Annotated in this window: 9 protein-coding genes and 1 pseudogene; 8 read left to right on the plus strand and 2 right to left on the minus strand. The window is 70.1% G+C overall.

Annotated elements, in window-relative coordinates:
- Positions 1-293 precede the first annotated feature (293 nt).
- Positions 294-503, minus strand: a pseudogene (locus K7B10_RS41555) (substrate-binding domain-containing protein); the annotation flags it as partial.
- 438 nt (positions 504-941) lie between these two features.
- On the opposite strand from K7B10_RS41555, the gene chvE reads away from it, so the two are divergent.
- From chvE to K7B10_RS07335, 7 genes are all read left to right on the plus strand, one after another.
- Positions 942-2,033, plus strand: coding sequence for a multiple monosaccharide ABC transporter substrate-binding protein (gene chvE / locus K7B10_RS07305; protein ID WP_308284550.1), 1,092 nt, complete (start codon positions 942-944; stop codon positions 2,031-2,033).
- Between the two features lie 105 nt (positions 2,034-2,138).
- Positions 2,139-3,686 (plus strand): multiple monosaccharide ABC transporter ATP-binding protein, encoded by a 1,548-nt coding sequence (mmsA, locus tag K7B10_RS07310; protein ID WP_229335130.1) that lies wholly within the window; start codon positions 2,139-2,141, stop codon positions 3,684-3,686.
- Positions 3,687-3,689: 3 nt separating this feature from the next.
- The gene (mmsB, locus tag K7B10_RS07315; RefSeq protein ID WP_229335131.1) at positions 3,690-4,925 is read left to right on the plus strand and encodes a multiple monosaccharide ABC transporter permease; all 1,236 of its coding nucleotides are present in this window, start codon (positions 3,690-3,692) and stop codon (positions 4,923-4,925) included.
- 96 nt (positions 4,926-5,021) lie between these two features.
- Complete coding sequence (locus tag K7B10_RS41215; RefSeq protein ID WP_308284551.1) at positions 5,022-5,408, plus strand: hypothetical protein; 387 nt, start codon at positions 5,022-5,024, stop codon at positions 5,406-5,408.
- Between the two features lie 689 nt (positions 5,409-6,097).
- A complete protein-coding gene (locus K7B10_RS07325; protein WP_229335132.1) occupies positions 6,098-7,000 on the plus strand; it encodes an expansin EXLX1 family cellulose-binding protein in 903 nt (300 codons plus the stop codon).
- 125 nt (positions 7,001-7,125) lie between these two features.
- Entirely contained in the window at positions 7,126-7,659 is a 534-nt protein-coding gene (locus tag K7B10_RS07330; RefSeq protein ID WP_229335133.1) for a SigE family RNA polymerase sigma factor, read from the plus strand.
- Complete coding sequence (locus K7B10_RS07335) at positions 7,656-8,465, plus strand: hypothetical protein (RefSeq protein WP_229335134.1); 810 nt, start codon at positions 7,656-7,658, stop codon at positions 8,463-8,465. The genes K7B10_RS07330 and K7B10_RS07335 overlap by 4 nt, the downstream gene beginning before the upstream one ends.
- 152 nt (positions 8,466-8,617) lie before the next feature.
- Here the strand turns inward: K7B10_RS07335 and K7B10_RS07340 are convergent, their stop codons facing one another.
- Positions 8,618-11,164, minus strand: a complete 2,547-nt coding sequence (locus K7B10_RS07340; protein WP_229344819.1) for an RICIN domain-containing protein — start codon at positions 11,162-11,164, stop codon at positions 8,618-8,620.
- A 676-nt stretch (positions 11,165-11,840) separates the two neighbouring features.
- Between K7B10_RS07340 and K7B10_RS07345 the strand changes: the two genes are divergently transcribed.
- Positions 11,841-13,400 (plus strand): sigma-70 family RNA polymerase sigma factor, encoded by a 1,560-nt coding sequence (locus K7B10_RS07345; protein WP_229335135.1) that lies wholly within the window; start codon positions 11,841-11,843, stop codon positions 13,398-13,400.
- Positions 13,401-13,838 lie beyond the last annotated feature (438 nt).

Raw genomic sequence — 13,838 nt, forward strand, 5'->3', positions numbered from 1 at the left:
GGCCGCGAGCTCCTGTCCGCCACGCACGCGGACCAGCACGGCACGACCGGTGAGGATGCCGGAGTCGACGCCGAGGACACACCTGCCCGATCCCCGGACAGCAGAGGTCGGTCCACCTCCTCATCCTTGCGCGGGAAACCGGCATCGGTTCCTGCTGAGTTCAAGCGGCACCTCTCTCGACACGGCAAATTGTTAGCGCTAACAATTCCCGCCAAAGAACCGATGGGGGCCTCGACAAAGCGCGGCGGGGAGCCTCGGACGCGACGGTCGGCCCCGGGTCCGATGGCGCCGGCTCACGAACGGCCCTCGGGGCCCGCCCTGCGACGCAGCACCATCTCGGGCGAGATCAGCAGGTGGGGGTGCGGGTGTGCACACCGCCCCCCAACTCCTCGACGAGCAGTTTCCAGGGCCCGGCGGCCGAGCTCACCGAAGTCCTCCCGCACAGAGGCCAGGGGCGGAGTGAAGCAGGTGGACTCGGCAATGCCGTCGAAGCCGACGAGCCGATGCCTCGCGGGGTCGAGCGGCCGGACTCGTGCAGGGCGCGCAGCGGGCCGAGCGCCAGGTCATCGCCGGCGCATAAGACGGCCGGGACGTCTCGCAGTTCGGCGATCCGCAATCCCGCCTGGCAGCTAGTGCCGCGTCAGGCGAACCCGCAGAAACCACGGAAGCCGTCCGTGGTCGGCGCACCCGGACCTCCCGCCGTGGGTCCGCCCCGACGAGGAGGCTGCCCGCCTGCGGCGATGTTGCCCAACGGTGATCTGAACAGACTCTTGACGACACAGTTGTGAGCGTTAACACTCAGGTATCGCCAAGCCGGAGCCGCTGCACACCTGAACTTCGCAACAGCGCGAGCAACGACTCCCGGCCGGCCCCGCTCGACCGCTTCCGGTTCTCCCAGCCGGGTCGCACCGTGCCGGTCGCGGAACATCACTGGAGGAACTGTGCGAAAGCTTTCAGCAGGCCTTGTCACCCTGGGCCTGACGCTGTCGCTGGCAGCCTGCGGCCAGAGCGCCAACGGAGCAGGCGACGGCGGTGGCGGGGACGCCAAAGGCGGCCTCATCGGCATCGCGATGCCGACCAAGTCGTCGGAACGCTGGATCAACGACGGCAACAACATGGTCAAGGAGTTCCAGGCCAAGGGTTACAAGACCGACCTCCAGTACGGCGACAACGTCGTGGAGAACCAGGTCTCCCAGGTGGAGAACATGATCACCAAGGGGGCCAAGCTGCTGGTGATCGCCGCCATCGACGGTTCCTCGCTCACCAACGTGCTGCAGAAGGCCGCCGACGCCCACGTCCCCGTCATCTCCTACGACCGGTTGATCCGCGGCACCGGGAACGTCGACTACTACGCGACCTTCGACAACTACAAGGTCGGCGTCCTCCAGGGCAGCTACATCGTCGACAAGCTCGGCGTCAAGGACGGCAAGGGCCCCTTCAACGTCGAGCTGTTCGCCGGCTCGCCGGACGACAACAACGCCGCGTTCTTCTACAACGGCGCGATGAGCGTCCTCAAGCCGTACATCGACGACAAGAAGCTGATCGTGCAGAGCGGCCAGACCTCCCTCAATCAGATCGCCACACTGCGCTGGGACGGCGGTCTCGCCCAGTCCCGGATGGACAACCTGCTGAGCAAGTCGTACACCGCCGCCCGCGTCGACGCCGTGCTCTCGCCGTACGACGGCATCTCGATCGGCATCATCTCCTCGCTCAAGGGCGTCGGCTACGGCGCCGGCCAGCCACTGCCCGTCGTCACGGGCCAGGACGGCGAGCTTGCCTCGGTGAAGTCGATCATCGCCGGCGAGCAGACCCAGACCGTCTACAAGGACACCCGCCAACTCGCCAAGGCCGCCGTCCAGATGGGCGACGCGCTGCTGACCGGCGGCAAGCCCGAGGTCAACGACACCAGCCAGTACAACAACGGCGTCAAGATCGTGCCGGCTCAGCTGCTCCAGCCGGTCAGCGTCGACAAGGAGAACTACCAGGAGGTCCTGGTGGACAGCGGCCAGTACACCGCGGACCAGCTCAAGTAGCAGCCCACGGAGCCCGACCGACGGGTCCGGCGACGACGGAACGGCGGTGCGACGCCCGGGAGACCGGCCGCCGCCGCACCGCCCCGACGAAACGGATGCACAACCATGGCCCGACCCGTTCTCGAGATGCGGTCGATCAGCAAGACGTTTCCCGGCGTCAAGGCCCTCTCCGAGGTCAACCTGACCGTCGCCGCCGGTGAGGTGCACGCCGTCTGCGGCGAGAACGGCGCCGGCAAGTCCACGCTGATGAAGGTGCTCAGCGGGGTCCACCCCCACGGCGGCTACGAGGGCGAGATCTACTTCGAGGGCGAGCCCTGCCGGTTCCGGGACATCCGGGCCAGCGAGCAGCGCGGCATCGTGATCATCCACCAGGAACTCGCGCTGGTGCCCTACCTGTCCATCGCCGAGAACGTCTTCCTCGGCAACGAGCACGCCACCCGGGGCGTCATCAGCTGGCACAAGACGCTGACCCACGCCGCCGCACTGATCCGGCAGGTCGGACTCGACGAGGGCCCGCACACCAGGATCGCCGATCTCGGCGTGGGCAAACAGCAGTTGGTCGAGATCGCCAAGGCGCTCGCCAAGAAGGTCAAGCTGCTCATCCTCGACGAGCCGACGGCAGCCCTGAACGAGGAGGACAGCCGCAAACTGCTCGACCTGATCCTCGAACTCAAAGCCCAGGGCATCTCCTGCATCCTCATCTCGCACAAGCTGAACGAAATCGCCCGGGTCGCCGACTCCGTCACCATCCTGCGCGACGGGCGGACCATCGAGACCATCGCGATCGGTCCCGAGGGCATCTCCGAGGAGCGGATCATCCGTGGCATGGTCGGCCGCGACCTGGAACACCGCTACCCCGAGCGCGCCCCCGAGATCGGCGAGGTCGCCTTCGAGATCGAGGACTGGAGCGTCCAGCACCCGATCGACCACCGGCGCAAGGTGGTCGACGGCGTCTCGCTCAACGTCCGTCGAGGCGAGATCGTCGGAATCGCCGGCCTCATGGGCGCCGGCCGCACCGAACTGGCCATGAGCGTCTTCGGTCGCTCGTACGGGCGGTGGACCGGCGGCCGGGTGCGGCTGGACGGCCGGGAGATCCGTACCCGCACGGTGCCTGAGGCGATCGGGCACGGCATCGCGTACGCGACCGAGGACCGCAAGCAGCTCGGCCTCAACCTCAACGACGACATCAGCCGGAACATCTCGCTGGGCGCCCTCGGCAAGGTCGCCCGGCGGGGCTGGGTCGACCGGCACGAGGAGGCGCGGATCGCCGAATCGTTCCGGCGGACCATGAACATCAAGGCCCCCTCGGTGTTCGCGGAGACCGGCAAGCTCAGCGGCGGCAACCAGCAGAAGGTCGTCCTCAGCAAGTGGATCTTCGCCGAGCCGAAGGTGCTGATCCTCGACGAACCCACCCGGGGCATCGACATCGGCGCCAAGGCGGAGATCTACACCGTCATCGCCGAACTCGCCGCCCAGGGCAAGACGGTACTCGTCATCTCCTCCGAACTCCCCGAACTCCTGGGCCTGTGCGACCGGATCTACACCATGGCCGAAGGCCGGATCACCGGTGAGGTCGACCGTGCGGAAGCCACCCAGGAATCCCTCATGCGGCTCATGACCATGAGCACGGCATACCCCGACAAGCAGGTGTGAGGCATGGCCCAGACCAAGACCACCCCAGAGACCACGCCCAGCACACCGCAGACCGGCCGAGGTGCGTCGGCCGGTGCCGTACTGGCCCGGGCGCTGCGCGGCAACCTGCGCCAGTACGGGATGCTGCTCGCGCTGGCGTTGATCGTGCTGCTGTTCCAGTTCTGGACGGACGGCATCCTGCTCCAGCCGCTCAACATCACCAATCTGATCCAGCAGAACGGCTACATCCTCATCCTGGCCATCGGCATGATGATCGTCATCATCGCCGGGCACATCGACCTGTCGGTCGGGTCGCTCGCCGCCTTCGTCGGGGCCACCGCCGCGGTGATGATGGTCAAACACCAGGCGCCGTGGCCCGTGGCGCTGGTGGCCGCGCTGCTGATCGGGGCTCTCGCCGGAGCCTGGCAGGGCTTCTGGATCGCCTATCTCGGGATCCCCTCGTTCATCGTCACGCTGGCCGGCATGCTGCTGTTCCGCGGGGGGACCCAGATCCTGCTGCAGGGGCAGTCGGTGGCGCCCTTCCCCAAGGGCTTCCAGAACATCAGCAGCGGCTTCCTCCCGGCGGTCGGCCCCCACACCAACTACCACAACCTCACCCTGCTGCTGGGTCTCGCGGTGCTGGCCGTAGCGATCCTGCAGGAGGTGCGCGGACGGCGGCGGGCCGCCTCGTACGGGCTGGAACCGCTCCCGGCCGGGTTGTTCCTGGTGAAGCTCGGCGCGATCACCACGGCCGTGGTGGCCTTCACGCTGCTGCTGGCCAGCTACCACGGCGTGCCGATCGTCCTGCTGATCCTCGGCGTCCTGCTGGTCGGCTTCGGATACGTGATGCGCAACTCGATCCTCGGCCGGCACACCTACGCCATCGGCGGCAACGAGGCGGCGGCGCGGCTGTCCGGGGTGAAGAGCAAGCGGGTCGTCTTCCTGGCCTTCGTGAACATGGGTGTCCTCGCGGCCCTGGCCGGGATGGTCTTCGCCGCGCGACTCAACGCCGGTACGCCGCAGGCCGGCATCAACTTCGAGTTGGAGGCGATCGCGGCCGCCTTCATCGGCGGCGCCTCCGCGAGCGGCGGTGTGGGAACCGTCCTCGGTGCGCTCACCGGCGGTCTGGTGCTGGGCGTGCTGAACAACGGCATGTCGCTGGTCGGCGTGGGTACCGACTACCAGCAGGTGATCAAGGGCCTGGTACTGCTGGCGGCCGTCGGCTTCGACGTCTACAACAAGCGCAAGGCCGGAGGCTGACCCTGTCCCTCCTCGGCTCGGCGCTGCCGCCGCTCGCACGAGGAGGGGTGCCTTCGCGCGGCCGCCCCCCGAGTGGGCCACGTTCACCCTCCGCTGGTGGATTCCCACCACAGCGCCCGGCACGCGGGGGCGGGAGGGTCCTGGTCCTACCAGCGGCTCACCGAGGCGCTGGTAGGAAAGGTGACCATGCAGGCGACACTCGCCCACCTTGACGAGCAGCCCCCTCTCGCCGCCGTCGGCATCGGCGTGCACGGCCCGGCCGCTCACGTGGACGTGTTCTCCCTGCCAGACCTCTGGCAGCTCCATCTGTGCCACCACGAGGCCGACTTGACGGTTGACGGCGCGATGTACGCGGTCCGTCCCGGCGGGGTCAGCCTCGTACCGTCCGGCGCCGAGTCCGCTATCGCTACCGGGGCCGGTCCTCACACCTCTGCGTCCACCTCCGCCTGGGCTCAGGTGGAACTCCCCGCAGCAAGCCGGTGATCCAGCACGCCGGCCCCGAACTCACCTGTCTGAAGACCCAGTTGCGGCAGGCAGTGGCCGTCTGGCCGAGCGTCCCGGCACGGGGAGCGGCCGAGGTGTGGGCCGCCCTGTGGCGGGTCGCCCAGCTCGCGCCCGCGAGGGAGCGGAACGCACAGGCCGCCCACCCGGCGGTCACGGCCGCCGTGGCCCTGATCGAGGCGCGGCTGGGGCGGCCTCTGACGGTGCCGGACATCGCGTCGGCGGCCGGTTCCTCCCACAACCACCTGACGCGGCTCTTCCGCGCCGCGACCGGGGAGGCGGTCGTCGGCTACGTCCTGGCCCGGCGGATGGAACGGGCGCGCCACTTCCTGCAGGCCCCCCCCTTTCCGTCCCCGCCGTCGCCGCATCGGTCGGCATTCCCGACCTCCAGGTGTTCAACAAGGCTTGTCGCCGCACGCGCGGAGCTTCTCCGCGCGGCATCCGTGCCGCCCGGCCCGCCTCCCCGCACTCCCCCGATCAGTGAGCGGACCGATACGGGACACCGCCGCCCGGCCGCCCCGAAGGACCCGCCGCACGCCCGCTCCACAGCGGCGGCAACCTTTTCGCGTCCTGCGGCGACCAGGCAGTGCACCTCGACTCGAATCTTCGAACGGACGGACATGCAGACTGCACGGCAGGCCGCGCGGCAACGCAGGCGTAGACACAGGCTGATGCTGGGGGCGGCAGTGATACTGACCGCCGCGGGCGTCCTCTTCTGCCTGGTGACGGCCATGCGCCCCGACCCCAAGGCCGGGGCCGCGGCCGTGGCCCCGGCCGACGTGGCCGCCCCCGCCGCCCCCCTGGCGGGAGCCACGCCCTCGGCCCCGACGAGCCCGTCCCCGGCGGCCAGCTCGCCAGCCGCGGCCACCCCGAGCGCGGCCGGCGCGACGGCCACCGCGCAGACGCCACGGCCTTCGGCGAAGGAATCCCCACCGGCGGCGTCCGCCCCGGCGCCGTCGGCAGGACGCATCCAGCCCGGGACCACCTACAAGGGCGTCGCCACCGCCTACGCCGTCGGCGACGGCAACGGCGCCTGCCTGTTCGGCCCGAGCGACGACCTCATGATCGCGGCGATGAACACCACCGACTACGAGTCGTCCAGGGCGTGCGGCGCGTACGTGCGCGTCCACGCCGCGAACGGCGCTTCGATCACGGTCCGGATCACCAACGAATGCCCGCTGCCCTGCGCGCCCGGACAACTGGACCTCAGCCAACAGGCCTTCGCGAAACTGGCCGACCCCAAGCTCGGTCGCATCCCGATCACCTGGAGCCTGCTGAGTCCCCAGACATCCGGGGCGCTCTCCATCCGGTACAAGACCGGGTCCAGCCCAAACTGGTGCGGCATCCAGGTGATCGGCCACCGCAATCCGGTCGCGCGGCTGGAGGTACGCACCGCCGCGGGCTGGCGGAAGCTGCCCCGTACCGACTACAACTACTTCCTCTCCGCCGACGGCAGCGGGTGCGGCGGCGCGATGAGGATCACCGACATCTACGGGGAGCAGCTGACGGTCGAGGGCACCGCGCTGCTCCCGGACGTCGCACAACCGACACGGGTCCAGTTCGCCCCGCACTGAAACCACACCACGGCCGGGTGGCCGCTCCGGTCCGGCGGATCGGAGCGTCCCGGGTCGTACCGGGCGCTGGTACGCTGCCGCCCGGATGTTAGCGCACACATTTGCGAAAGGGGCGACCGTCGGACATGGTCCTCGATGACGCGTCCGCGGAGTTCCACGACTTCTTCGAACGCCACTACGCGGAACTCGCCCGGTTCGCCCATCTCCTGACGGGCGAGGCGGACGGCGCCGACGATCTGGCCGCGGACGCCCTGACCGCACTGTGGCAGCGCTGGGACCGGCTGCGCCAGGCCGAGCACCCACTCGCCTACGCCCGTGGCGTGGTCGCCAACCTGGCACGGTCACGGATCCGCAGCACGGTGCGCGAGCGCCGCCGGATCGCCCTGTTCTGGTCCCGTGGCGCGGAGCCGTCGGGCGGTCCGGACGTGGCCGCCGTGGTGGACGTGCGGACGGCTCTCGCCCGGTTGCCGTTCCGGAAGCGGGCGTGCGTGGTCCTGCGGCACGCCTTCGACTTGTCGGAGAAGGACACCGCACTGGCGCTCGGAATATCGGTCGGTACGGTAAAGAGCCAGACCTCGAAGGGGATGGCCGAGCTGGAACGGATACTGGGCAGCGCGGGATCAGCCGGGGAACTTGTGGCGGGGAGGAGGAGTCGTTGAACGAGGAGCTCACCGAGCGGCTGCGCGCAGCCGCCGAGGCCCACCAGCCCGACCGTGCCCGGATCCTGGCACGCGTGGAACGCGGCATGTCCGGCGCCCCCGCCCGCCACCGCGAGCCGTCCGGCGCGAGGCCCTGGCCCAGGGTCGCGCTCGCCTCCCTCACCGTGGTCGGCACCCTGGCGGTCGGTGGTTTCGCCGTCGCCGCCATCGTCCAGTCACCGCCGGCCCGGCCGGAGGTCTCGGCCACCCCCGCCGCGCCGTCCGCGCCGTCCGGGAGCCCCCGTTCGACACCGTCGACACCATCGGCGCCCGTCACCGGCAGCCCGACCACGCCGGACCGTTCGTCCCCGACGGGCCCCCGCCCTTCGGCGTCAGGCCCCGCGGGCTCGGCCCGGCCCGGCAGCGCGCAGGTCCAGGACGGGCCACTGTCGTCGGCCGGCGCTCTGGACGCGAACAGCAACAGCTTCTGGGCGCAGAGCGACATCACCCTCAAGTCCACGCAGCCGCTCACCGCCCTCACCGTGGAACTGCGCATCACGCAGACCGGCGCGGTGCAGAGCACCGGCAGCTGGCGGACGCTGCCCGCCGAGGATTTCACCGTCACCGTGCAGAACGAGGGCGGAGCAGTGGTCTACCGCTGGATCCTCAAGCCGGGCCGTACGGTCCCGGCCGGACAGCACGTCTTCGCCGGCCAGTACAACCACGCCGCCGGCGCACGCGAGGCCGGGCAGGACGGCTACCGCGTCGACGCCAACGGTCCCCGCGGCGCCTTCTCGGTCTGGGGCGGCTTCACCCCGACACGATGAGGCCGTGCCCGTAGCCGGGTCGAAGCCGCCCACGCCCCTGCCCACGCACCTGCGCGCCGCGTGCCTCACCCTCGCCGAGCGCCGTGTGGTCCCGTTTCCCCGGCCCGTGGGTGGAACGGCTCTGACCGCCGCACGCCCACGGGCCGAGGCGATCAGGACAGGTCGCCGTACACCACGCCACGGCCGTAGGCTCCCAGGTAGACCCGCCCGTACACGTCGGGGTCGCCACTGATGACGCTGATGGCGCTGCCGCCGAACTGGTGCTGGTCGTCGTTGATCCGGACCCAGGCCGAGCCGCCGTCGGTGGAGCGGAACAGCCCGGCGACGCCCTTCACCTGCCCGGAGAGGTAGAGCGCCTGGTACCCGGCACCCGGGGCCGGCTTGCCGAAGCCGACGGCGGTCGCCCGCTCCACTGCGCCGATCTTGCCGAAGCTCTTCCCCCCGTTGGTGGAGTGCAGGAGTCCGTTGCCCCCGCCGGCGATCCACAGGTCACCGGCGATGCCCGGAACCGCCTCGAGCTGCCCGCCACCCAGACCGGTGGCCCGGGCGGTGAAGTTCTTCCCGCCGTCGGTGCTGGCGTACAAGGTGCCGTCGCTGAGGGCGTAGAAGGTGTTCGCCGCCGAACGGTCGGCCACCACGGCCGTGTCCTTGGGCAGACCGGAGGTCGCCGTCCAGGCCGAGCCGCGGTTGGTCGAGGAATACGGAACCTGCCCATCAGGGGCCCACACCACGGCGGCGCCGTCCGCCGAGACGGCCACGGAACCGCCGCCCGCGTCGCGCGCCGGCGCCGTGGCGAACGGCGCCCAGACGGCTCCGCCGTCGGTCGAATAGGCACCGTGCTGCTCGCCGCCGAGACCGACCCGTACCACGAACTGCGGCTTCGACTGGGCGAAGTCGATACCGGTGGTGTTGGTGAACTGCGGTCCGGAGAGCGCCTTGGCGGGCACCTTGGTGAGGTCCTCGTGCCGGAACCCGCTGACATCGCCGAGGGCACTGATCAGCGGAAGACCAGGGGGCTTGATCAGCCCGAGAGTCGCGGTCTCCTCCAGGCCCTTGGCCGGGACGGTCCAGTGCGTCGCCCGCCCGGTGTCCGCCGCGGTCACGTCGTTGCTGCCCCACATCCCCGATCCGGTGCCGTACAGCACGTGCCCGGAATCGAAGGGGTCGATGGCCAGGGCGCCCATCCAGTGGCCGATGCCGGTGCCCACGTAGGGCGCTGCGGAGCTGTCCCGCACCGAGGTCGCGCCGAGCGCCTTCCAAGAGGCGCCGCCGTCGGCCGACCGGTAGATCTCGTCCGAGGGCCACCAGCGGTCCAGCGTGGTGACCATGACCGTGGACGGGTGCTGCGGATCGACCGCCAGGCCGGCGAAGCCGTAACCGCCGCTGGACGGCGAGATGTTCTGCCAGCCCCCGGTGGACGGCGTGTGCTTCCACACCGAACCGGCCGTCACGCCGTTCGGGCCCGGAGCGTTGGTGTACGTCAGGTAGAGCGAGCCGTCGCCGGACAGCACACCGTGCTGCGGCAGCTGCCCCTTCGGCTGGCCGGGCACGGCCTGCCAGGTGCTGCCGCCGTCGGTGGATCGGTACAGCGAGGTGGTCTTGTCGGCCACCCCGACGTAGATCGTCCGGCTGCCGGACGGGCCGAAGGTCACGAAGGAGAGGCCGACGCCGCTGCTCGCACCGTCCTTCACGGGGAAGCCGGCGACCTGGCTCCACGTCACGCCGTAGTCGGTGCTGCGCCAGAGCCCGTTCTTACGGGTACCCAGGTAGAGCGTGCCGTGGGCGGACGGGTCCACCACCAGCCGCTCGCCCATGGACCGGCCGTCCTCGTTGCCGCCCAGTTTGAACGGCAGGTCGGTGCGCTGGAACGTCCTGCCCTGGTCGGTGGAGCGGAGGATCGCACCGTTGCCCGCCCAGTCGTTGGTGTAGGTGCCGCTCGCGAGGTACAAGCGGTTCGGGTCGACCGGGTCGGTCGCCAGGCTCTCGATCCCCAGCAGGTTCCAGTCGGCTCCGCCGATCCAGTCGGTCAACGAGGTCCAGCGGGCGGCGGTCGCGTCCCAACGGTAGGCGCCGCCGATGTCGGTCCGTGCGTACAGCAGGTCCTTGCGGGCGGGGTTGAAGACCAGCCCGGTGACGAATCCGCCACCGACGATCTGCGCGTTGTGCCAGGTGTACCTGCCCGAGCCGCCCACCTTCACCAGCTTCCACCGCTGGTTGGTGCTGCCCTGGTCCGCGTACTGGATGAGCGGCACGCCGTCGCCGCTGGAGCCGCCCCACACGTCCAGCACCATGCCGCTGCTCCGGGAGACGATTTTCACCGCCGCGCCGCCGACGTCCTCGATCTTCCACTGCTGCGTGGCGGCGCCGTGGTCGGACTGCTGCTCGACGGCTGCCGCCGACTGTCCGGAAGCACCCCGCACACCGAGGACCTTCTTGCTGCTGCGGTTCTCCAGCCCGTAGTAGCCGTCCCGCGTCGGCCTCAGGCGCCATTGCTGACTCGCAGCACCGGCCACGCGGCTCTGCTGCCGTGTCCAGGCGCCGTCCGACGTGTCCGCGCCGGGCACGTCCAGCACCTTGTCGCTGCGCACGGACACCACCTCGTAGTAGACGTCGGAATCCAACGTCGCGGCCTCCGAGCCGGCCTGCACGAAAAGCAGGTAGGGACCGAGCACACCGGGCACGCCCAGCGCCAGACCCATCGTCGTCCAGCGCCGGCGGTGGCGTCCACGCGTACGTCGCTCGCCACCGGCCGCGTGCGTGCGCCGACCGTGACCGTGCGCGGTGGGATCCGTCTCGTTCATGGGGGGGTGCTCCTTGCTCCGAGCCTGCCACGCACACCCGCTCAGGTCAGCGGTGCGCAGCAGCATGCGACGGTGTGATCGGACGATCCGTGGGTGTGATCGTCTTCGGGTCGCCCGTCAGTCGCCACAGCTCCGCGAAAGGTTGCCGATCGCCGAAGTCCTCCCTGGACCACTGACGGCCCGGCCCGGCGCGCGCCGATCGTGCCGGCGTACGCACGAGAGTGGTACAACACCGTGGTGCCGCGCGGCTGAACACAGAGCGCAGGACATGTTGCGCTCCCACCCCTCGGCCACGACCGACCCAGTGCGGCGGTCAACCCGGCACGGTCCGCGACCGGGTGCTCCAGCACCGCTCCGGCGTGCCGGATCTACCCCTTCCCGTCAGCGGCGACAGGAAGCCGTTGGTCCCACCCTGTACGCTCGCTCACCGAGAAGGTGACCCAGACACTCGAATCCTCGCAGCTCAGGGGTGCCTTCTCCTCACTTGTCGTCAGATCGCCCAGCCCGGTTGAATACCCGAGGCCAAGGTGTGGCCCGCCGTACTCGGCGGATCTCTCCCCTGAGGGAGGTGGGAATGGGGCTCATGGATGCGGACCACGCGGGGCTGGTTGTCGCGGCGCAGGCCGGTGACGACCGGGCGCGCGAGAAGCTGATCGCCGCGTACCTGCCGTTGCTCTACAACATCGTCGGGCGAGCGCTGAGCGGACATGCCGACGTCGACGACGTCGTCCAGGAAACCCTGCTGCGCGTGGTGCGCGACCTGCCTGCCCTGCGTTCCCCGGAGAGCTTCCGGTCCTGGCTGGTGTCGATCACACTCCGCCAGATCAGTGCCCACTGGCAGCGGCAACGCGCCTTCGCCGACCGGACCACGGTCATCGACGAGGCACTCCGGCTACCGGACGCCGGCGCCGAACTTGAGGACGTGACGATCCTGCGTCTGCACGTGTCGGACGAGCGTCGTCAGGTTGTCGAAGCCCGCCGGTGGCTCGACCCGGACCATCGGGTCCTGCTGTCGCTGTGGTGGCAGGAATGCGCCGGCTCGCTGAGCCGTGACGACATCGCCGCCGCGACGGGGCTGACTGTCGCCCACGTCGGAGTGAGCCTGCAGCGCATGCGCGAGCAGCTGGAACTGAGCCGGGCGATCGTCGCCGCACTGGAGGCCGACCCGCGCTGCCCGCAGTTGAACGAGACCGTCGGCGGCTGGGACGGTGTCCCTGCATCGGTGTGGCGCAAGCGGATCGCGCGGCACACCCGCGGCTGCACGGTCTGCATGGCGACGACCACAGAACGGGTTCCGGTCGAACTCCTGCTCCTCAGCCTCGCGCCGCTGGCCGTCCCGGCCGGACTCATCGGCGCGCTGGCCGCCAAGGGCCTGCTGTCCGGCACGGCCGCGAGCGCCGCCGGGCTGGCCACGGCACACTTCGCCGTCGCCACCGCGCCGGGGGGAGGCGCTCTGCACGGCTCGCTGATCGGCAAACTCCACGCGGTGACCGCTCATCCGCTGGTGGGCCTCGCCACCGGCGCGGTGCTCATCGCCGGGACCGCCACCTACGCGACCTGGCCCGAACCGTCGCATCGGGTGCCCGGCGTCGTCGCCGCTCCCCCGGCCGGCGATCCCACGCCGATCCCGTCACGCACCACCACGTCGGCCGGACCGTCCCCGGTGAGTCCGTCCGCCGTAGCAGGCACTGTTCCGCTGGGCGCACAGTCGCTGGAGTCCGTGGATGACCCCGCCCTGTACCTCACGTATGCCGACGACTTCGCGACGCTCACCCGAGTCTCCGCGTCCAGCAGCACGCAGACACGGCAGCGGGTCACCTTCGCGGTCATGGGAGGGCTAGCCGACACACGGTGCGTCACCTTCCGCGCCGCCGACGGCCGCTATCTGCGCCATCGTGACCTGCGGCTCCAGCTGAGCACCAACGACGGCAGCGAGCTGTTCCGTGAAGACGCCACCTTCTGTCCGCGCCCCGGGGCGGTCGCCGGGTCGGTGACCCTCCACGCGCACAACTATCCCGGATCGGTCCTCCGCCACCGCGACGGCGGCATCTGGCTCGATGGCTCCGACGGCACTCGGACCTTCGCCGGCCAGGCTTCCTTCATCATGCGCAGGGCCTGGGCCACCGCTCCTTGAGCATGTGGACCGACTCGCGCAGCGACGGCTGGTGATCCTGCACCTTGGTCCTGCACCACGCCGTTCTCAGCCCGGCAGTGAGCAGCGTGCTGCGCCGAATCCAGCTCCGATCCGCATTCAGCGACGGCTGCCCCACTGTGACCGGCTTGAAGGCTGATCACCGCAACCGCCACCGGTGCCACTCCACAATCCTTCACTGGTGATCAGGACGGCGCACCCTTTCTCCAGGGACGACCCGACCGTGGGGCTTCGCATAACGCTTTTTGCCTGCGAGATGCATCACCGGGCAATCGTCCGGACGACGCGACTTATTTGTTACGAGACCGCGAGTTCGGAGGCCTCCATATCGTGGGGTGCCTTTCCCGCCGCTCACCATGCGTGCCGGCGTGGCAGGTTCCCCGACTCTCCCGTTGACGTATCTCCTGAAGAAAGCCCCTC

Origin of the sequence: Streptomyces flavotricini, assembly GCF_020639365.1 — a bacterium.
Lineage (GTDB): Bacteria > Actinomycetota > Actinomycetes > Streptomycetales > Streptomycetaceae > Streptomyces > Streptomyces flavotricini.